Source organism: Dactylosporangium sp. NPDC049140 (assembly GCF_040648435.1).
Map to the genome: position 1 here is coordinate 39022 of NZ_JBEZDS010000020.1, position 19826 is coordinate 58847.

Below are 19826 nucleotides of genomic sequence, written 5' to 3' on the forward strand. Positions count from 1 at the left end.
AACGATGGCGAGGGCGCGCCCACCGTACGGCCGGGGTCCAGGGACCAAAGACCCAGTCGCGGGGCCCAATTTCCGGGCTATGCCTCGACAACGAAGTCCGCCATCATCGCCATGTCCTCGTGCTCCAGGTTGTGGCAGTGCAGCATGAAGGTGCCGGTGTAGTCGGTGAACCGCACGGCGACCGCGACCGCCTCCGAGGCCCGCAGGTCGACGGTGTCCTTCCATCCGTGGTCGTACGCCCCGAGCCCGTTCTCGTTGCGCGAGACCACCTGGAAGTGGTTGAGATGCAGGTGGATCGGGTGGTGGAAGTCGGTCACGAACCGCCAGTGCTCCACCTCGCCCAGCCGCGGCCGGGCCAGCGCGCGGCCGGGCCGGTACTCGAGGTCGTTGATCCGCCAGGTGCCGTCGGGGCCCTGGTTGAACCGGAACGTGCGAACGCGGGCGGGCGGCGGCAGCGGCTCCACGGTGCGGCTGAGCTCCTGCGGTACCGCCGAATCGTCATCGCGCCCCGCCCCCGTCACGTCGAACCGCATGACATGGCCGCCGTCGCGGTCGACGAGCCGCACGTGGGCGCCGGGCTTGTAGCGGCCGAAGTCCACGACCACGTCGAACCGCTCGGCGGGCGCGATCGCCAGCGAGTCGTGCCCGATCGGCCGCTGCAGCAGCCCGCCGTCGCTGCCGATCTGCACGAACGCGTTGCCGCCGGGCGGCGGCGGGTCGAGCGCCAGCTGGTACCGCCGCGCGTTCGACGCGTTGAGCAGCCGCAGCCGGTAACGGGCCGGGTCGACCTCGTGCACCGGCCACGGGAGGCCGTTGACGAGCACGACGTCGCCGAGGACGCCGTTCATGTACGCCGAGTCGCCGGTCGGGTACCGGAACGAGCCGTCGGCCTCGAACGCCCGGTCGGTGATCATCAGCGGCAGCTCCCGCTCGCCGCGGGGCAGCGGCAGCGCGTCCTCCTCGTCGTCGCGCACGAGGTGGAAGCCGGCCAGGCCGCGGTAGACCGCCGGGCCGGTGAAGCCCATGCGGTGGTCGTGGTACCACAGCGTCGCGGCGCGCTGGTTCATCGGATACCGGTAGGTCCGCCGGCCGGCGGACATGTCGCCGGCCATCGCGGCCATGTCGTGGTGCGTCGTTCCCGGGCTTGCGCCCTCGGGCATGATCTCGTCGATCGGGTAGCCGTCGCTGTCGGCCGGCGTGTGGCCGCCGTGCAGGTGCACGACCACGGACTCGGGCAGCTGGTTGCGGTGCGTCAGGCTCGCGGCCCGGCCCGAGCGCGTGACGACCGTCGGCCCGGGGAAGCTCCCGTTGTACGTCCACGCGCGCGTCGTCAGCCCCGGCAGGATGTGCAGGTCGGCCTCCCGCTGGATGATCTCCTCGCCGGTGAGCACGGGCGGGACGACCAGCCGCGCCGCGAACGGCTCCGGCAGCGGCGCGCGGCTGCGCAGCAGCTTCCCGGGCCGCTTCGGGGTGAGCAGCGACCAGCCGATCCCGGCGGCGCCGAGCGCGGCGGCCCCGGCCCCGAGCAGCGCGCGCCGTTTCACGCCGCCACCGCCCGGGTCTCGGCCGCCTGGGTCTCCGCCTTGCGTTTCGCCGCCGGCAGCGGCGTCCTCCACGCCCAGGCGGCCCCGTGGGCCGCCCCGACCGCCATGAGCACGCCGATCGGGACGTGGAGCTCGAGGATGCGGAACACGCCGAGGACGCCCTGCGCCGCGAGCACGACCGGCAGGATGACGCCCTCGCGGGCCAGCGACGGCGGCCGTTCCCGGCGCCCGGGCAGGAAGACCAGGACGGCCTGCAGCAGGGCCAGGACGACCATCGAGAAGCCGGCGATCATGTGCCAGCGCAGCACCGCGTAGTGCCCGCTGAGGAAGCTTCCGGCCAGCAGCACCTGAGCCGCGGCGAGGACTGCGAGCGCGGCGCTGGTCCCCCGCAGCGCTATGTGGACCGTTCGTGCGTTCATGGCCGCCGATCCTGCTCCGCCGCGGAGATCAGGTCGTCAGACCAGGGTCTAGATCTTGTACCACGCTGGAATGACGACCCGGATACCACTGTGGGCCGACGCGCCGCCGCCGCCGACCGCCTAACCTCGAGTCCATGAAACTGGCCTTGCGCTCCGACTCCGGGCAAGCGTGGCGCGACCCCGCGCTGGCGGCCGGGGCCGCGGTGGTCGCGGTCGGCGGGGCGCTGACGGCCCCGGCCGGGCGCACCGACCTCGACGCCCCGGGTGTGGCGCTGCTCGTCGTGGCCGGCCTCGCGCTCGTGGTGCGGCGGCGCCATCCGCGGCCGGTGCTCGCCCTCGCGGCGGGGAGCCTGCTGGCCTACCTGGTGCTCGGCTATCCGGGCGTGGGGCCCACGGTGCCGGTGCTCATCGCGCTCTACACGACCGTGCACCGCGGGCACGGCCGGACCGCCCGGGCCGTCATCGCCGCGATCCTGGTCGTCGGGATCGTGGGCGACGCCATCAGCTCCGGGGCCCGGCCGGCGGACGTGTTCCAGCGCTGGTTCCTCATCATCGGCTGGATGGTCGCCTCGAGCGTGATGGCGGAGGTGACCCGGCAGCACCGGGCCTATCTGGAGCAGGTCGAGCGCCGTGCCGAGGAGGCCGAGCGCACACGCGAGGAGACGGCCCGCCGCCGCGCGGTCGAGGAGCGCCTGCGCATCGCCCGCGAGCTGCACGACTCGCTGACGCACAGCATCTCCATCATCAAGATCCAGGCGGGGGTCGCGGTACATCTCGCGCGCAAGCACGACGAGCCGGTCTCCGACGCGCTGCTGGCGATCCAGCACGCGAGCACCGACGCGATGCGCGAGCTGCGCAGCACGCTCGAGGTCCTGCGCACCGGCCCCGACCCGCTCACGGCCGCCTCCGATGACGCCAACGGGCTGCAGCACCTCGACCGGCTCGCCGAGGGCGCGCGGCAGGCGGGCCTGCCGGTGACCGTGCGGATCGCGGGCGCGCGGCTCGACCTGCCGCCGCCGGTGGACGGCACCGCCTACCGCATCGTGCAGGAGGCCCTGACCAACGCGGCCCGGCACGCGGGGCCGGCGGAGGCGACGGTGTGCATCGAGTACGCCGCGGACGCCCTCACCATCCGCGTCGACGACAACGGCCCCAAGGCGGCGGCCCCGGTCCCGGGCGTCGGCCTGACCGGGATGCGGGAGCGCGTGACGGCCCTGGGCGGCACCCTGTGCGCGGGCCCCCGTCCGGCGGGCGGCTTCACGGTCGAGGCCCGCCTGCCCCTCGCCGCTCCGGCCGTTACGGCGGTGCTCGCGTGATCCGGGTGCTGCTCGTCGACGATCAGGCGCTCATCCGGGCCGGGTTCCGGGCGCTGCTCGCGGCCGAGGACGACATCGAGGTCGTGGCCGAGGGGGTCGACGGGGAGCAGGCGGTCAAGCTCGCCGGCGAACACCGGCCCGACGTGGCGCTCGTCGACATCCAGATGCCCGGGGTCGACGGGATCGAGGCGACGCGGCGGATCGCGGGCGACCCGGCGCTCGCGGACGTGCACGTGGTGATTCTGACGAACTACGGGCTGGACGAGTACGTGTACGCGGCGCTGCGGGCCGGGGCCGCCGGGTTCATGGTGAAGGACACCGAGCCGGCCGACCTGCTCTACGGGGTGCGGGTCGCGGCCCGGGGCGACGCGCTGCTGTCGCCGGCGATCACGCGCCGGCTCATCGGCGAGTACGTGGCGCGGCCGCCGCGGGGTCCGCTGCACGGGGCGGTGAACGCCCTCACGAACCGCGAGCGCGAGGTGGTCGCCCTGGCGGCGCGGGGGCTGTCCAACGACGAGATCGCCGGGCGGATGGTGATCAGCCTGGCCACGGCGAAGACGCACATCAGCCGCGCCATGACGAAGATGCACGCCCGCGACCGCGCGCAGCTGGTCGTGTTCGCCTACGAGTCGGGCCTCGTCACCGCCTGACGGAGCCGCCGGTGCCCGTGCTCCACCGCCCCGGCCGGCGCGGTGGAGACACCGCCGCGGCCGGGGCGGAACGTCAGGGGGTCAGGAGCCGGAAGGTGGCGCCCCCGGTGGCGGAGCCGTAGGGGTCGAGCCGCAGGGTCCAGGTGCCGCTCACGTTGAGCTGGAACTGGCGGTTCGCGGTGCCGTTGCCGAGGAGCATGTAGGCGTACTGGCCGCCGGACGGGTTGTAGAGGGTGATGTAGGCGCTGCCGGTGCCCCAGTTGCTGGCCGACACGTCCACGGTGACGTACTGGCCGCTGGTGCCGGCGAAGGTGAAGTTGGCGTTCTGCCCGCGCAACCCGATCGGCTGGGTCACCGCCACACCCGCGGTCAGCGCACCCCCGGTCACGTCGAAGGCCAGGGTGAAGGTCGCGGAACCGGTGGCGGCGGCGTAGCCCGAGACCCGCACCTCCCAGGTGCCGGTGCTGTTGAGCGTGAAGTCCCCATAGGTGGCGCCGTTGCCGAGGACGATGTAGCCGAACTGGCCGCCGGACGGGTTGTACAGCGTCAGGTAGCCGCTGCCCGAACCCCAGCCGCTGGCCGACACGTCGAACGCGACGTGCTGGCCGCCGGCGCCGGCGAAGGTGTATGAGACGCCGGCGCCGGCGGTGGCGACCGTGGCGGTCACGGGGCTTCCGGGCGTCAGGCTGGTGGAGCGCGCGGAGGCGTGCGCCGGCGCGGCGACGGCCAGGGTGGCCAGCAACGCGGCGACGATGAACAGAATGAGTCTGCGCGGCATCGGTTGGACATCCCCCAAGGTATGGCGCTCTGATCGAGAGCGGTCACACCACCTTGCTGGGGGTCGATGAGGGATGCCGTACCGGTCGTTGCGGCCGACCCGCCGGCCGATCATCGGGCCGATTCCGGAAGCCGCGTGCCCCGGAACCGGGGGTCACCGTGGATCATATTCTCATGTCGCTTGTCGGTCGTGGGGCGGAACTGCGCTCGCTCGGCCGCCTGCTCGGACGCGCGCGCGACGGCGGGGGCGCGGCCGTGGTGCGCGGTGAGGCCGGCATCGGGAAGTCGACGCTGCTCGCCGCGGCGGTGCGCGCGGCCGGCGAGCAGAACCTGCGCGTGCTCGCGACGACCGGGCTGCAGAGCGAGGCGCAGATCGCGTTCGCGGGGCTGTACCAGCTGCTGCGCCCCGTCCTCGACCAGGTCGAGCGGCTCCCCCGGCCGCAGCGCAACGCGGTGCTCGCGGCGTTCGGGCGCGGCGACGCGGCCGTCCCCGACCTGTTCCTGGTCGCGCTGGCCACGCTCGGCCTGCTCGGCGAGGCCGCGGCCGCCATGGGGGCGCCGGTCCTGGTCGTCGTCGAGGACGCGCAGTGGCTCGACCGGGCCAGCGCCGACGTGCTGGTGTTCGTCGCGCGGCGGCTGGAGTACGAGCCGGTCGTCCTGGTGGCGGCGCTGCGCGACGGGTTCGACGGGCCGTTCGCCGACAGCGGGCTGCCCGAGATCCCGTTGCCCCGGCTCGAACCCGCCGCCGCGGAGCAGGTGCTCGACGCGCGGGCGCCCGGACTGCCCGGCGCGGTACGGCAGCGGGTCCTGCAGGAGGCCGCCGGCAACCCGCTCGCGCTCGTCGAGCTGCCCGCCGTGCTCGACGCCGGGGACGCCGCGGTGCCGACGGCGGTGCTGCCACTCACCGCGCGGCTGGAGCGGGCGTTCGCGGCCCGGGTGTCGGGCCTGCCCCCGGCCACGCGGGCGGTGCTGCTCACGGCCGCGCTCAACGACGGCGAGGCGCTGTCGGAGGCGCTGGCCGCGGCGAGCCTGGCCACGGGGGCCCCGTGCACCGCCGACGACCTGACGCCGGCGATCGCGGCGCGGCTGGTCGAGGTCGAGGCCGACGGCGCGCGGCTGCGGTTCGTCCACCCGCTCATCCGCTCGGCGATCCACCAGGGGGCCGGGCTGGGGCCGCGGCACCGCACGCACGCCGCGCTCGCCCGGGTCATTCCCGACGACGACCGCCGGGTCTGGCACCGGGCCGCGTCCACCGCCGGCCCGGACGACGAGATCGCGGCGGAGCTGGACGCGGCGGCGGTGCGGGCCCAGCGCCGGGGCGGTGTCGCGGCCGGGGTCGCCGCCCTCGAGCGCGCGGCCGCGCTGAGCCGCGACCCGGGCGTGCGCGGCGAGCGGCTGCTGCGCGCGGCGGAGCAGGCGTTCGAGCTGGGGCGGCGCGACGCGGTCGTGCGGCTGCTGGGCGCGGCCGACCGGCTGGAGCTCTCGGAGCGCCAGCGCTGGCGGAGGGCGTGGATCCGCGACAGTTTCGACGACGGCGTGCTCGGCCGGGCGCAGGCGGCGTGGTCGCTGGCGCAGGTGGCCGCGCGGGCGGCGGCCGAGGACCCGGATCTGGCGCTGAACCTGCTGCACGGGGCGGCGCTGCGGTGCTGGTGGACCGAGCCGGGGGCCGAGGCCCGGGCGAGCGTGGTCGCGGCGGCCGGGAAGACGGCGGTGGCCCGGGACGACCCGCGGCTGCTGGTCATCCTCGCGTACACCGCCCCGATCGACTGCGGCGAGGTCGTGCTCGAGCGGCTGCGGCGCCCCGGCCTGGCCGGCGACGCCCGGGCCGCCCGGCTCTCGGGCAACGCGGCCATGGCGGTCGGCGCGTTCGACCTCGCGGCCGCCTTCTACTCCGGCGCGCTGGACGACCTGCGGGCCCAGGGCCGGCTGGGGCTGCTCGCCCGGGCGCTCACGCTGCAGGCGTGGACGTCCGCCCAGCTCGTCGACCTCAGCGTCGCGATGCCGGCCGCCGACGAGGCCTTCCGGCTGGCCCGGGACACGTCGCAGCCGATCGTCGCCGCGACGGCCCGGGCCACCCAGGCCGTCCTGGCCGCGCTGCGCGGCGACGAGGACGCGGCCGACCGGCTGGCCCGCGACGCGGAGCGGGCGAGCCTGCCCGTCGCGGCCCGGGCGGTGCTCGCGGCCGTGCAGCACGCCCGCGGGCTGGCCGCGCTCGGCGCCGGGCGGCACGCGGACGCGCTCGCCGACCTGCGGCGCATCTACGATCCGGCCGATCCGGCGTACCACGGCGGGCACCGCTGCTTCGCCCTCGGCGACGTCGTCGAGGCGGCGGTGCGGGCCGGCCGGCCGGAGGCGGTCGCCGGCCTGGTCGCGCAGATGTCGGCGGTCGCGCGCCGGACCCCGTCGCCGGCACTGCACATCGGCCTGCGCCACGCGCGGGCGCTGCTGGGCGGCGACCACGCCAACCTGGAGGCCGACCTGAGCGCGTGGCCCTTCGCCCGGGCGCGCGCCCAGCTCGTCCAGGGCGAACGGCTGCGCCGGCAGCGCCGGGCGGCCGAGTCGCGGGCGCACCTGCGCGCGGCCCGCGATACGTTCGACGCGCTGGGCACGATCCCATGGGGCGACCGGGCCCGGGCCGAGCTGCGCGCCGCGGGCGAGACCAGCCGCCGCCGCGCGCCCGACGCCCGCGACCGGCTCACGCCGCAGGAGCTGCAGATCGCGCAGCTGGCGGCCGAGGGGCTGACGAACCGCGAGATCGGCGAGCGGCTGTACCTGTCCCACCGCACCATCGGCTCCCACCTGCACCGGATCTTCCCGAAGCTGGGCGTCACCTCGCGCGCGCAACTGCGTGATGAAGTCGTGTGACACAACCCCGGAGCCGGGCGTCACCTCGCGCGCCCGACTGCATGATGAAGTCATGTGACGCAAGCGGGGCCGGGCCGCGGCGCCGTAGGGTCTGTCCATGACTTCCAGCACGCCTGTCCTATTCATCCACGGTCTGTGGCTGCACGCCACCTCCTGGGCCCCCTGGTCCGAGTTCTTCACGGCCGCCGGCTACGAGACCGCGGCGCCGGGCTGGCCCGGTGAGCCCCCGACCGTCGAGCTGGCCCGCGCCGACCCGGACGCCGTCGCCGGCCAGGGCATCGACGACGTCGTCGACCACTACGCGAAGATCATCGACGGGCTGGGCGCGAAGCCGATCCTCGTCGGGCACTCGTTCGGCGGGATGATCGCCCAGAAGCTGCTCGGCCAGGACCGCGCCGCGGCCGCGGTGGCCATCGACGCCGCGCAGATCAAGGGCGTGCTGCCGCTGCCCCTGTCGTCGCTGCGGGCGACCTTCCCGGTGTTCAAGAACCCGGCCAACCGCAACCGGGCCGTGTCCCTCACCGCCGAGCAGTTCCGCTACGCCTTCGGCAACGCGGTAAGCGAGCAGGAGTCCGACGAGCTCTTCGAGCGGTGGGCGATCCCGGCGCCCGGCAAGCCGCTGTTCGAGGCGGCCGCGGCCAACTTCGACCCGCACTCGCCGGCCAAGGTCGACACGGCCAACGAGCTGCGCGGCCCGCTGCTGCTGATCATGGGCGGGCGCGACCACACCGTGCCCGAGGCGGTCACCAAGGCGACGCTGAAGCAGTACCGGCACTCGGACGCGGTCACCGAAATCCACGAGTTCGCCGACCGGGCGCACTCGCTGACCATCGACCACGGCTGGCGCGAGGTCGCCGACGTCACCCTGGCCTGGCTGGCCCGGCACGGCCTGTAGACGTCATGGATCTGCATCTGACGGGCAAGGTCGCGGTCGTCACCGGGGCGAGCAAGGGCATCGGGCTCGCGATCGCCCGCGCCCTCGCGGCCGAGGGCGCCACGGTCGTCGCCGGCGCGCGCAGCCTCACCACCGAGCTGTCGGATCTGGCCGCCGGGGCCGCGGTCGAGCCGGTCGCGGTCGACCTCGGCACGCCCGACGGCCCGGGGCGGCTCGTCGCGGCGGCGGTCGCCGCGCACGGTGGCCTCGACATCCTGGTCAACAACGTGGGTGCGGTACGGCCGCGCCCGGGCGGCTTCGCCTCAGTCACCGACGACGACTGGCTCGCCACCCTGACCATCAACTTCCTGGCCGCCGTGCGCACCACCCGGGCCGCGCTGCCGCACCTGATCGAGCGCGGCGGCGGGGCGGTCGTGACCGTCAACTCGGTAAACGCGCGGCTGCCCGACCCGCTCGTGATCGACTACAGCGCGGCCAAGGCGGCCCTGGGCAACTTCTCCAAGGCGCTGTCCAAGGAGGTGGCGCCGCACGGCATCCGCGTGAACACGGTCAGCCCGGGCCCGGTGAGCACCGGGCTGTGGCTCGGCGCCGAGGGCGTCGCGGTGACCGTGGCCGCGGCGGCCGGGGCCACGCCCGAGGACGTGGCCCGCGGGGCCGCCGCCGGCTCGGCGACCGGGCGGTTCACCGAGCCGGGCGAGGTCGCCGACCTCGTCGTCCTCCTCGCCTCCGGGCGGGCCGGCAACGTCACCGGGGCCGACTTCGCCATCGACGGGGGCCTGATCCAGACCCTCTGACCCGCATCAGCCGGCCAGATGACCCCAGTCCGGCTCGAGCTCGCGCCACGTGCCCTGGGCCGCCGCGGTGCCGTCCTTCAGCACGACGACGCGGTCGGCCTGGGTCAGGGCGGCCCGCTTCGACGTCGAGCCGATCACCGTGACGCCGTGCTCGCGCAGGGCCTGCCAGAGCGCCAGCTCGGTCGTCACGTCCAGCGCCGAGGACACGTCGTCGGCGATGAGCAGCTCCGTGCGCGGGGCCAGGGCGCGGGCCAGGGCCAGGCGCTGCAGCTGCCCGCCGGACAGGCGGGTGCCCTTGTGCCCGATGAGCAGGCCCAGGCCCGCGCCGGCGGCGGTCAGGTCGTGCTCCAGCTGCGCGGTCGACACGGCGCTCGTCGCGTCGACCTCGTGGCCCAGGGCGATGTTGTCGGCGACGGTACCGGAGAGCACGCGCGGCAGCTGCGCGACGTACCCGATCTGGTTGGGCCGCAGGAACATCTCCGGCTCGGTCACGGGCTCGCCGTTCCAGCGCAGCTTCCCCGTGTGGTGCACGATCCCGGCCAGGGCCCGCAGCAGCGACGACTTGCCGGAGCCGACCGGGCCGACGACGAGCACGAGCTCGCCGCGCTCGATGGACAGGTCGAGGTCGCGCACGGCCACGGTGCCGTCCTCGTGCACGGCCGCGAACCCGTCCAGCTCCAGCCGCCGCAGCGGATGGCGCGGGGCGGTCGGCGGCGCCGGGGCGGTGCCCGCGGACAGGTCCACGCCCGGGACGGCCGCCGCGTACTCGCCGTTGCCCACCATCTCGACGGTCCGACGCGTCCACACCCGCGCCGAGGGCAGCTGCGAGATCAGCGACGCCGTCGTCCAGGCGAACCAGCGGGCCGAGCCCAGCGTCGACACCGCCACGAGGGTGGCGCCGGCGGTCAGGCGGCCGGACAGCAGCAGCGCCCAGGCCCCGATCGGCAGCAGGCCGCTGGCCAGCGCCGGAGTGGAGCGGGCCCACACGCTCACCGCGATCTCCTGCCGGACCCGGGCACTGCGGACGCGGTCGAGCTTCGCCAGATGCGCGAGCACCGGGACGGTGGCGCCGGCCAGCTTCACGGTACGGGCGGCGGACAGCGACGACACGAGAGCCGTGGCGAACGCGGCCCGCGCCGTGACCGTGCGCTGCGCCGAGCGCTTCAGCACCGGGCCGAACAGCGTCGCGGTCAGGCCCGAGAGCACGATCGTCGCGGCCATGAACGCGGCCGGGACGAACGAGCCCGCCACGACCGTCATCGACACCAGGACCCACAGGCAGATCCACTGGTCGACGAGGTTGTCGGCGAGCACGACCACCCGCTCGGTGTCGCCGCCCTGGGCGACGACCTCGGCCGGGGTGTGCTTGCTGACGCGGCGGGCGCCGGTCTGGCCGTGCACGAGCCGGAGGCTGATGCGCAGCAGCTGGCGGACCCACCACTCGGGGAACCACTTGCCGGTGTAGTACGGCAGCGCCATCGGCAGCAGCAGCGCCGCCGTGATGCCGAGCGCCGGCCACAGCGTGCCGCCGGCCCCGTCGACGAGGTCGGCCCACAGCCACGGCAGCACGGAGCCGTCGAGGCCGGCGAGCGTCATGAGCCCGAACATGGCCACGGCGACGAGGCCGTACCGCCAGTCGTTGGTGGCCAGCTTGAAGATGTTCCACATCGTGCGGGCCGCCGGCAGCTTCGGCAGCGGCGGCGGGTCGGCCTTGACCGCGGCGGTGGAGACGACCGGCGCGGCGGCCGGGCCCGGCACCGGCACCGGCGCCGCGGACGAGGCCGCCAGCAGCGCCGCGAAGCGCGCCGAGGAGGCGAGCGGGCCGGCCTCCACCACGGCACCGTCGGCGAGGACCACGACCTCGTCGCACTGCTGTACCGACGAAAGCCGGTGCGCCACGATGACGCCGATGCGCCCGTCGAGCAGCCGCGCCGTGGCCCGCTGCACCTGGGCCTCGGTCACCGGGTCGAGCCGCGCGGTCGCCTCGTCGAGGATGACCACCTGCGGGTCGCGCACCACGATGCGGGCGAACGCGACGAGCTGCTCCTGCCCGGCCGAGAGCACGTGCCCGCCGTCGCCGAGGCGGGTGTCGAGCCCGTCGGGCAGCTCGGCGACCCAGCCGGCCAGGCCGAGCTCGTCGATCGCCCGCGCGGCCGTGCCGAGCAGCCCGGGATCGAACAGCGCGATGTTCTCGGCGAGCGTGCCGGCGAGGATCTCGGTGCGCTGCGGTACCACGGCGATCCACCGGCGCAGCTCCTCGACGTCGAGGTCGAGCAGGTCGGTGCCGCCCAGGAACACCGTGCCGCGGGGGATGTCCACGGCGCGTGTGAGGACCTTGGCCAGCGTCGACTTGCCGGAGCCGGTGCGCCCGATCAGGGCATAGGAACGGCCCCGGGCGAACGTGAGGCTCACGCCGCGCAGGGCCGGTTTGCGGGAGGTCTCGGAGTACCGGAAGGTCAGGTCGCGCACCTCGAGGTCTCCGGCCGCGGGCGTTCGTCCGCCCACGGGCTCCTGTCTGGCGTCGCGCAGGAGTTGTATCCGGGCCCAGGCGCCGAGCGCGTACTGCAGGTCGGGCACCATCCGGCTGGTGTGCTCGACCGTCGCGCCGAAGCCCAGCGCCAGCAGCCAGACCGCGCTGAGCCGGGCCACGTCGATGCGGCCGGTCGCGAGGGCCCACACGCCGCCGAGCACGATGAGCGCGATGGTGAGCCGCACGAAGGCGGAGGCGACGGAGGTCACGGCGGCCGAGCGGACCCAGACCTTGCGGCCGCGCTCGAGCACGACGGCGGCCCGGCGCGCGTAGAGGCGCAGCACGTAGGGGCGGGCGAGCGAGGTGCGCACGTCGTCCTGGCCGTGGATGCTCTCCTCCATGACCGCGGCAAGGTCGCTCCAGGCCTCCTCCTCGCCCATCCGGCTGGCGACGATCTTCGCGGCCGGCTTGCGCAGCCCGAGCGTGAGCGCGACGGCGATGACGATCATCGCGATGCCGGCCGGCCACCACACGAACAGCGTCGTCGCGACCGACAGCACCGTGTAGCAGGCCGACTGGGCGATGCGCACGCCGGCGTTGCGCATCTCGGAGGCGACCTGGTAGACGTCGTTGTCGATGCGGTCGAGCAGCTCGCCGACCGGGGTGGTCTCCAGGGTCGGCAGGTCCTGGCCGAACGCGACCCGGCACAGGCGCCGGCGCACGTCGGCACACCAGTCGGCGGTGAGCCGGGCCATGATGAGCCCGACGCCGAGGTCGGTGAGCACGGCCGCGACCAGGGCGGCCGCGAGCACGCCGAACATCACCCAAGATCGATGGATGAGCACGGCTCCGCCGACCGCGGACGCGGCGGCCTGCCCGGCGGCGCCGAGCACGACGAGGAAGGCCACGACCGCGGTTCTTCGCGGTGACGTGGCCCAGAGATCACGGATCAGACGCATGGTGGCGGGGCCCCCCGGGGTTACTTGCTGCGGTGCCTCCAGCCTGCCTCGGGAGCCGGGGGCGGCTCAACGCATTTACGGGCGGCGAAGTAGTCGAGCACGTTGTCGAGGGTGGCCCCGCGGCCCTGCTCGACCGCGCTCCGCACGTCGTCGGCGCCGAGCCCGGCGCAGGCCCGGGTGTACACGTCAGTGGTCCACGGCCGCGTCGCGTCGGGCCCGCCGCGGATCGTCTCGGCCGCGGTGAGCAGCGTCACCGCGCGGGCCGCGGCGCCGCCCAGCAGCGCGGCCTCGGCGGCGTCCTCGACCACGGTGGCGACGGCGAGCGCGTCGAACGCGGCGCGCCCGTGCCCGACGGCGACCCGGATCGCGTCGTCGGCCGCGGCGTGCTCGCCGTCGTGGGCGAGCAGCACCGCGCGGCCGGAGTGCAGCACGGCGAGCATCTGCGGCGAGACCCGGTTGTCGCCGACGAGCGCGAGCGCGCGGCCGAAGCGGGTGCGGGCCTCGTCGAGGCGGCCGAGGCGCAGGGCCAGGTAGGCGTAGATGAACTCGACGAAGGCGATGCTGTCGGGTACCCCCGAGCGCTCGGCGGTCCGGCGGGCCTCGGCGAGCGTCGCCTCCGCCCGGGCATCGTCGCCGATGAGGTAGTACTGCTGCGCCAGCCGCACCTCCGTGATAGGCCGGTCCTCGGTCGACCCGAGCAGGCGCAGATAGGTCAGGGCCTCCTCGTAGTGCGCGATCGCCTCGCGGTACCGGCCCTCCTGGCCCTTGGCCTCGGCGAGGGCGGCGAGCGCGAACGACATGCCCCACCGCTCGCCGATGCCCTGGAACGCGGCCAGCGACGCCTCGAACGCGGCGCGCGACTCGGTCGTGCGGGCGCCGGTGTTGAGCATCGTGTGGCCGACGAGCAGCCGGCCGAGCCCGGCGATCCACGGGTCGGGGTCGTCGGACAGGGCGGCGATCCGCTCCAGCACGGCGCCGACCGGGCCCTCCCGGTAGAGGCCGGCGACCGCCTGGAAGAGCCGGAACAGCGGATGGTCGCCCTGGTACCGCACCGCCTCGGCGAACCATTCGTCGAGCATCTCCACGTCGCCGAGCCCGTCGAACCCGTTGACCGCGGCCACCCCGCAGGCCATGGCCCGGGCGTCGGGGTCGGACGGGCCGGGCATCGACAGCGCCGCCGAGGCCAGGGCCGCGCCCTCGACCCGGTGCCCGCCGAGCCACCAGTACCAGCCGACGACCGCGACGAGCCGCACCGCGAGGTCGCTGTCCCCGGCCGCGATCGCCCGCCGCAGCGCCCCGTGCAGGTTGTCGTGCTCGGCGCCGAGCTCGGCGAGCGCCTCGAGCTGGCGGGTGCCGCGCAGGTGCGGCTCGAGCCGCCCGGCCAGGTCGAGGAACCAGGCGCCGTGCCGGCGGCGCAGCTCGTCGGTCTCGCCGGCCTCGTCCAGGCGTTCCAGGCCGTAGGCGCGGATCGTCTCCAGCATGCGGTACCGCAGGTCGTCCCCGGCGATCAGCAGCGACTTCTCGGCCAGGGTGGTGAGCAGCTCGTCCGGGTCGCCGAGGCGCCCGTCCGGGTCGCAGACGGCGGCCGCGGCCGTCACCGTCGCGCCGCCGGAGAAGATCGCCAGGCGCCGCAGCATCGCGCGCTCGGGCTCGGTCAGCAGGTCCCAGCTCCAGTCGACCACCGCGCGCAGGGTCTGATGGCGGGGCCGGGCGGTGCGGCTGCCCCGGGTGAGCAGCCGGAACCGGTCGTCGAGCCGGTCGGCGATGTGCGCCGGGGTGAGCGAGCGGCAGCGGGCCGCGGCGAGCTCGATCGCCAGCGGCATCCCGTCGAGGGCACGGCAGATGCGCGCGACCGCCTCCGGGTCCGGGGCGAGCCCGGGGCGTACCGCCGCCGCCCGGTCGGCGAACAGGCGCGCCGCCGGGTCCTCCCCGAGCGGCTCCACGCCGTAGAGCGTCTCGCCGGTGATCCCGAGCGGCTCGCGGCTGGTGGCCAGGATGCGCAGGTGCGGGCACTCCCCCAGCAGCCGCTCGGCGAGCTCGGCGGCGGCCGCCACGACGTGCTCGCAGTTGTCGAGGATCAGCAGCAGGCGCCGGTGGGCCAGGGCGCCGGCCAGGCGGCGGGGCGCGTCGTCGGCGTCGACGCGGCGGCCGCCGGTGGTGGGCTTGCCGGCCGGGTCGCGCAGGCCCAGCGCGCCCCAAACGGCCTGGATGACGTCGCCCGGGTCGGTGACCGGGGCCAGCTCGACCAGCCAGACGCCGTCCGGGGCGGCCCCGGCCAGGGTGCGGCCGGTCTCCACGGACAGCCGCGTCTTGCCGGCGCCCCCGGGCCCGATGAGCGTGACGAGCCGCCCGCCGGTGACGAGGCGGCCGACATCGGCGACGTCCGCGTCGCGGCCGACGAAGCTCGTGAGCCCCGCGCGCAGATTGCCCTCGGCGGGCTCCTTCTCCTGACCCCGCAAAATCTGCAGGTGTACCGCGAGCAGCCCCGCCGACGGATCGGTGCCCAGTTCCTCGGCCAGGCCGGCCCGGCACCGCTCGAACGCGGCGAGCGCCTCGGCCCCGCGCCCGGCGTCGGCGAGCGCGCGCATGAGCAGCCCGACGAGCCGCTCCCGCCGGGGGTGGGCGGCCACGAGCGCCTCGAGCTCGGCGACGACCCGCTCCCCGATGCCGAGCTCGGCCTCGAGCCGGTCCTCGACCGCGGCGAAGCGCAGCTCGTCGAGGCGGGCCCGCCACGGCCGGGCGAACGCGGCGTCGCCGGCGTCGGCGAGCGCCGGCCCGCGCCACAGCGCCTCGGCCCGCCGGAACAGCGCGACGGCCGCGGCCGGCTCGGCGGTGGCCCGGGCCCGCTCGACGAGCGCCTCGAAGCGCAGGTGGTCGACGTCCTCCGGCTCGACGTCGAGGAGGTACCCGGTCGGCCGCGCCTGCAGCACCCCGTCGGGCAGCACCCGGCGCAGCCGCGACACCAGCGACTGCAGCGCGTTGCCGGCCCCGTTCGGCGGATTCTCGCCCCACAGGTCGTCGGTCAGCCGCGTGGCGGTGACGACGCGCCCGGGCTCGAGCGCGAGCAGCGTGACCAGCACGCGCAGCCGCGAGCCGCCGACCTCGACGGCCGCCCCGTCCCCGGCGTGCACCTCGAGTGGCCCGAGCAGCCCGATCCGCACCCTGCCGATTGTCTCTCCCCGTCCGTTCGCGTGCGCCGGCCGTGGTCTAGGGTGCCGGGCGTGGCCCTGAAGCCGATCCACACGGAGCGGCTCGTGCTCCGCGAGCCTACCGTCGCCGACGCCGGCGACGTGCTCGTGTTCCGCGGCGACCCCGAGGTGCAGCGGTTCAACGACGAGCCCCTGCGCACGATCGCGGAGACCGAGGCGTTCCTGGAGTACCTGCTCGCCGAGGCCGCCGCCGACCTGCGCCGGCACTGGGCGCTGGAGCTGGGCGGGCGGGTCGTCGGGCTCATGGGGCTGCACAGCTGGCAGCGCGGGCACCGGCGGGCCGAGCTCGGCTACGACCTGGCGCGGGCGCACTGGGGGCAGGGGTACGCGGCCGAGGCGGCCCGCGCGGTCCTGGCGTTCGGCTTCACGGCGATGCGCCTGCACCGGGTGCAGGCGCAGACGATCGCGATCAACCACCGTTCGGTCCGGCTGCTGACGTCGCTCGGCTTCACCCACGAGGGGACGCTGCGGCAGTACTCGCGGGAGGACGACGGCGCCTTCCGGGACAGCGCGCTCTTCGGCCTGCTGCGCTCCGAGTGGACGCCAGCGGTCTGACAGGGCTCTGTCAGCGCCCCGGGCCAGACTGCCCCGTATGACCGACTCGAGTGCCGCCGTCTCCGCCGACGGTACGGCGATCAGCTACCGCAGCACCGGCGACGGACCCGGGCTCGTGGTGGTGCCCGGCAACAACCGCCGCGCACCGGGCTGCTGCCGATCCCCGCCGTCCCGATGGCGGTGCACTACGCCCTGGCGTTCCTGCTGCTGCGCGGCCGGGACGGCGCCGAGACGCTCGCGATGATGCCGACGTCCCCGGCCGAGCTCGGCGAGATCGCCCGGCTGGACTCCGACGGCTCCCGCTACGCCGCCGTCGACACCCCGGCGCTGCTGCTCGCCGGTTCGAAGACGGTGCCGTACCTGCTCGAGGTGGTGCCGCGGCTGGCGGGGATCATGCCGGCGGCGCGGCACGAGATCCTGCCCGGCGCCGACCACAACGCGCCCGACCTGAACTCCCCGGAGCTCGTGGCCCGGCACGTGGACGCGTTCTTCACGCGGTGATCGTCGGGGCACCGGGAGTACACCTCCCGATGCCCCCTTTCCGATCAGCTGCCGAAGACCTGGAACTCCCAGAGGGAGTAGCCGTAGGCCGTCGCGCGCTGGGTGCCGTTCATGCGCACATAGCGCCCCGAGCCGGCCACGTTGAGCGACTGGTTGCCGCCGGTGCCGGTCGTGGTGCTGTAGATGTCCGTCCAGGTGGTGCCGTCGTTGGACGTCTGGATCTGGAAGGCCTTGGCGTAGGCGGCCTCCCAGTTCAGGTTCACCTTGCTGATCGTGTGGGTGGCGCCGAGGTCGACGCGCAGCCACTGCGGGTCGCTGAACGCGCTCGACCAGCGGGTGCCGGTGTTGCCGTCGGTGGCGTTGGCCGCGGCGCCGGTGGCGTTCTCCGTCGACGACGCGGTGGTCGCCTTGCCCTGGGACAGCAGCGTGCCGCCGCCCGTGCCGCCGCCGGGGGTGCCGGTCAGGCCGAACTCGTACAGCGAGTACCCGTAGGCGGTGGCGCGCTGGGTGCCGTACACCCGGACGTAGCGCCCCGAACCGGAGACGTTCAGGGTCTGGTTCCCGCCGGTGCCCGTGGTGGTGCTGTAGATGCTCGTCCAGTTGGTGCCGTCGTTGGACGTCTGGACCTGGAACGCCTTGGCGTAGGCGGCCTCCCAGTTCAGGTTGACGCTCGTGAGGTTGTACGACTGGCCGAGGTCGACCTGGAGCCACTGCGGGTCGCTGAACGCGCTGGACCAGCGGGTGCCGGCGTTGCCGTCGGTGGCCGCGGACGCGGGGGTGCCGGCGTTCTCGCTCGAGGAGGCCGTGGTCGGCTTGCCCTGGGCGATGTTGGTACCGGCCGGGGGCGGGCTGGTGGTGCCGCCGCCCTTCTTGTTGTAGACGGCGACCCAGTCGATGTTCATCTGCCCGCCGGAGATGGTGGCCGCGTTGGGGCCGCCGCCGAACGCGTCGGGGAAGCCGCCGCCCATCGCCAGGTCGTAGATGATGAAGAACGGGTGGTGCACGGCGTTGTTCCACGTCGTGGCGTCCACGCGGGTGGCCGGCAGCGTGAAGTAGTTCGCGCCGTCGAGGTACCAGCGGATCTCCTCCGGCGACTTGGACCGGTCGATCTCCACGGCGTAGGTGTGGTACCCGGTCTGGCACCCGGCGCAGGCGCGCTCGCCGCTGCCGAGGCCGGTCGACTCGTTGCACGGGCCACCCGGGTTGGTGCCGCAGTGCAGCGTGCCGAAGACGGAGCTGCGGCCGTTGATGTCCTCGAGGATGTCGACCTCGCCGCTGGTCGGCCACGTCGTGCCGGTGCGCAGCGTCGAGCCGAGCATCCAGAACGCGGGCCAGTAGCCGGCGCCGTTGGCGGTCGTGACGTTCGGCTGCTGGATCGAGGACTCCATGCGCACCACGTCACCGGCGTCGGCGCCGAAGGTGGCGGCCTGGGTCTCGATACGGCCCGACGTCCAGCCGGCCCGGGGGTCGGTACCGGAGTGCAGGGCCCGCAGCACCAGGTGCCCGCCGCCGTCCTGGAAGACGTTGGCGGTGCTGTTGGTCATGGTCTCGATCTCGCCGGTGCCGAACGTGCTGCCCGGCCCGGTGTCGTACTTCCACGTGCCCGTGTTGACACCGGTGTTGGCGGCACCGTTGAACTCGTCGCTCCAGGTGAGCGTGAAGCCGGGCGGCGGGGCGGGCGCGGCCGCGGCGGCGAGCTGAGCGGCGTCGGACGTGCCGGCGTTGAGCACAGCGATGATCCCGACCAGGGCGAGCGTGGCGGCGGCGGTGACACCCGCGGCCCAGCCCTTGATCCGGCGTTGCCTGGGGTAGTGCATGGCTCTCCTATTGGGGTGCAGGCGGATAGAGAGCGCTCTCTCGAATCGCACGCTACTCCCGCCCTACCCTGCTACGTCAAGCCAGGAGAGCGATTTCCCGGAAGGCTGTATTTCCAGCTCGCTACGCTCGCGGCGGGGGAGCTCCGCTCCACCCGCACCCCCTCAAAACCTTCGCCGGCGCGCCCGAGTTCGCAGCGTCAGCCCAGTTCATAGCGCGGCCGGCCCCATCGACGTCGCCTAATGCGGATCGGTCAGGAACTCCTCGATCAGGCCGGGCAGCGACGGCGCCTCGGTGATGTCGTAGTGCGTGCGCCCGGGAATGATCGCCAGCCGCGACGCGACGCGCTTCGACGCGTCCCAGTCCGCGTCGCGCAGCCCGCCCCCGAGCAGCGCGTAGAACTCGGCGATGTGCGCGGGCGGGACCGAGTCGGCGTCGGCGTACACGAGCATCGTCCGCGCCCGGATCCGCGCCGCCTCGGGCGACCAGTCGTAGTCGCGCCGCAGCAGCTCCCCCAGCTTGGTCGCGAGCACCGGCCAGTCCTCGACCCTCGGCGCAACCTTGGCGTAAGCCGCGTACAACGGCGACGCCTTCATGCCCTCGGCCGCTTCGGGCCCGAGCTGCGCCATCCCGGCGAGCACCTCGGGAAACCACCCGGCGCGCCGGACGGGCGTGGAGATCACGACGAGCCGCCGGACCACGTCGGGGTGCTGAACGGCGACGCGGATGGCGGTGCCGGCCCCGAGCGAGTAACCGACCACGTCGGCCTGGTCGAACCCGAGCACCCCGACCAGCGCGGCGACGTCGTCGGCGCAGGTCTCGTACCGCAGCGGCCGCCCGGCATCGGGGGTGTGCCCATGCCCTTGGAGCTCGACGGCGACGACCCGGCGCCGCTCGGCCAGGGCGGGCAGGAAGGCCCCGAACATCTCGACGGTCCAGAACCCGCCGTGCAGCAGGACGAGCGGCTCACCTTCGCCGTGCTCCTCGTACCACAGCGAGACCCCGTTCACCTCGGCGTACGTCATGCAACGACCCTAGTGGCTAAAGTGTGGGGCGG

The 19826-nt window shown here is 74.8% G+C and carries 14 protein-coding genes; 7 read left to right on the forward strand and 7 right to left on the reverse strand.

Annotated elements, in window-relative coordinates:
• Positions 1 to 77: 77 nt before the first annotated feature.
• Positions 78 to 1544 (reverse strand): multicopper oxidase family protein, encoded by a 1467-nt coding sequence (locus tag AB0B76_RS28930; RefSeq protein ID WP_360381446.1) that lies wholly within the window; start codon positions 1542 to 1544, stop codon positions 78 to 80.
• The gene (locus tag AB0B76_RS28935; RefSeq protein WP_360381448.1) at positions 1541 to 1963 is read right to left on the reverse strand and encodes a hypothetical protein; all 423 of its coding nucleotides are present in this window, start codon (positions 1961 to 1963) and stop codon (positions 1541 to 1543) included. The genes AB0B76_RS28930 and AB0B76_RS28935 overlap by 4 nt, the downstream gene beginning before the upstream one ends.
• A 134-nt stretch (positions 1964 to 2097) precedes the next feature.
• Between AB0B76_RS28935 and AB0B76_RS28940 the strand changes: the two genes are divergently transcribed.
• Both AB0B76_RS28940 and AB0B76_RS28945 read left to right on the forward strand, forming a co-directional pair.
• A complete protein-coding gene (locus AB0B76_RS28940) occupies positions 2098 to 3279 on the forward strand; it encodes a sensor histidine kinase (protein ID WP_360381450.1) in 1182 nt (393 codons plus the stop codon).
• Positions 3276 to 3929: a response regulator transcription factor gene (locus AB0B76_RS28945; RefSeq protein ID WP_360381452.1), complete on the forward strand. Its 654-nt coding sequence runs from the start codon at positions 3276 to 3278 to the stop codon at positions 3927 to 3929. Before AB0B76_RS28940 ends, AB0B76_RS28945 begins: the two co-directional genes overlap by 4 nt.
• Before the next feature lie 73 nt (positions 3930 to 4002).
• Here the strand turns inward: AB0B76_RS28945 and AB0B76_RS28950 are convergent, their stop codons facing one another.
• On the reverse strand, positions 4003 to 4707 hold the full coding sequence (locus AB0B76_RS28950; protein WP_360381453.1) for a hypothetical protein: 705 nt from the start codon (positions 4705 to 4707) through the stop codon (positions 4003 to 4005).
• A gap of 173 nt (positions 4708 to 4880) precedes the next feature.
• Here AB0B76_RS28950 and AB0B76_RS28955 point away from each other — a divergent pair, with 173 nt between their 5' ends.
• From AB0B76_RS28955 to AB0B76_RS28965, 3 genes are all read left to right on the forward strand, one after another.
• Positions 4881 to 7571, forward strand: coding sequence for an AAA family ATPase (locus AB0B76_RS28955; RefSeq protein ID WP_360381454.1), 2691 nt, complete (start codon positions 4881 to 4883; stop codon positions 7569 to 7571).
• 97 nt (positions 7572 to 7668) lie between these two features.
• On the forward strand, positions 7669 to 8466 hold the full coding sequence (locus AB0B76_RS28960; RefSeq protein WP_360381455.1) for an alpha/beta hydrolase: 798 nt from the start codon (positions 7669 to 7671) through the stop codon (positions 8464 to 8466).
• Between the two features lie 5 nt (positions 8467 to 8471).
• Positions 8472 to 9260, forward strand: a complete 789-nt coding sequence (locus tag AB0B76_RS28965) for an oxidoreductase (RefSeq protein ID WP_360381456.1) — start codon at positions 8472 to 8474, stop codon at positions 9258 to 9260.
• Positions 9261 to 9266: 6 nt separating this feature from the next.
• Here the strand turns inward: AB0B76_RS28965 and AB0B76_RS28970 are convergent, their stop codons facing one another.
• Together AB0B76_RS28970 and AB0B76_RS28975 are read right to left on the reverse strand one after the other, a co-directional pair.
• Positions 9267 to 12689, reverse strand: coding sequence for an ABC transporter ATP-binding protein (locus AB0B76_RS28970; protein WP_360381457.1), 3423 nt, complete (start codon positions 12687 to 12689; stop codon positions 9267 to 9269).
• A gap of 20 nt (positions 12690 to 12709) precedes the next feature.
• The gene (locus tag AB0B76_RS28975) at positions 12710 to 15850 is read right to left on the reverse strand and encodes a BTAD domain-containing putative transcriptional regulator (protein WP_360381458.1); all 3141 of its coding nucleotides are present in this window, start codon (positions 15848 to 15850) and stop codon (positions 12710 to 12712) included.
• A gap of 60 nt (positions 15851 to 15910) precedes the next feature.
• Here AB0B76_RS28975 and AB0B76_RS28980 point away from each other — a divergent pair, with 60 nt between their 5' ends.
• Both AB0B76_RS28980 and AB0B76_RS28985 read left to right on the forward strand, forming a co-directional pair.
• Positions 15911 to 16453, forward strand: coding sequence for a GNAT family N-acetyltransferase (locus AB0B76_RS28980; protein ID WP_360381460.1), 543 nt, complete (start codon positions 15911 to 15913; stop codon positions 16451 to 16453).
• Between the two features lie 174 nt (positions 16454 to 16627).
• On the forward strand, positions 16628 to 16954 hold the full coding sequence (locus AB0B76_RS28985) for a hypothetical protein (protein ID WP_360381461.1): 327 nt from the start codon (positions 16628 to 16630) through the stop codon (positions 16952 to 16954).
• A gap of 44 nt (positions 16955 to 16998) precedes the next feature.
• Here the strand turns inward: AB0B76_RS28985 and AB0B76_RS28990 are convergent, their stop codons facing one another.
• Both AB0B76_RS28990 and AB0B76_RS28995 read right to left on the reverse strand, forming a co-directional pair.
• Complete coding sequence (locus tag AB0B76_RS28990) at positions 16999 to 18771, reverse strand: discoidin domain-containing protein (protein WP_360381462.1); 1773 nt, start codon at positions 18769 to 18771, stop codon at positions 16999 to 17001.
• Positions 18772 to 19008: 237 nt separating this feature from the next.
• Positions 19009 to 19794, reverse strand: a complete 786-nt coding sequence (locus tag AB0B76_RS28995; RefSeq protein ID WP_360381464.1) for an alpha/beta hydrolase — start codon at positions 19792 to 19794, stop codon at positions 19009 to 19011.
• Positions 19795 to 19826 lie beyond the last annotated feature (32 nt).

Coding starts and splice junctions, on each gene's coding strand:
- AB0B76_RS28935 (WP_360381448.1), bottom strand. CDS start 1,963: ATGAACGCACGAACGGTCCACATAGCGCTGCGGGGGACCAGCGCCGCG.
- AB0B76_RS28940 (WP_360381450.1), top strand. CDS start 2,098: ATGAAACTGGCCTTGCGCTCCGACTCCGGGCAAGCGTGGCGCGACCCC.
- AB0B76_RS28950 (WP_360381453.1), bottom strand. CDS start 4,707: ATGCCGCGCAGACTCATTCTGTTCATCGTCGCCGCGTTGCTGGCCACC.
- AB0B76_RS28955 (WP_360381454.1), top strand. CDS start 4,881: ATGTCGCTTGTCGGTCGTGGGGCGGAACTGCGCTCGCTCGGCCGCCTG.
- AB0B76_RS28960 (WP_360381455.1), top strand. CDS start 7,669: ATGACTTCCAGCACGCCTGTCCTATTCATCCACGGTCTGTGGCTGCAC.
- AB0B76_RS28965 (WP_360381456.1), top strand. CDS start 8,472: ATGGATCTGCATCTGACGGGCAAGGTCGCGGTCGTCACCGGGGCGAGC.
- AB0B76_RS28970 (WP_360381457.1), bottom strand. CDS start 12,689: ATGCGTCTGATCCGTGATCTCTGGGCCACGTCACCGCGAAGAACCGCG.
- AB0B76_RS28985 (WP_360381461.1), top strand. CDS start 16,628: ATGGCGGTGCACTACGCCCTGGCGTTCCTGCTGCTGCGCGGCCGGGAC.
- AB0B76_RS28990 (WP_360381462.1), bottom strand. CDS start 18,771: ATGCACTACCCCAGGCAACGCCGGATCAAGGGCTGGGCCGCGGGTGTC.
- AB0B76_RS28995 (WP_360381464.1), bottom strand. CDS start 19,794: ATGACGTACGCCGAGGTGAACGGGGTCTCGCTGTGGTACGAGGAGCAC.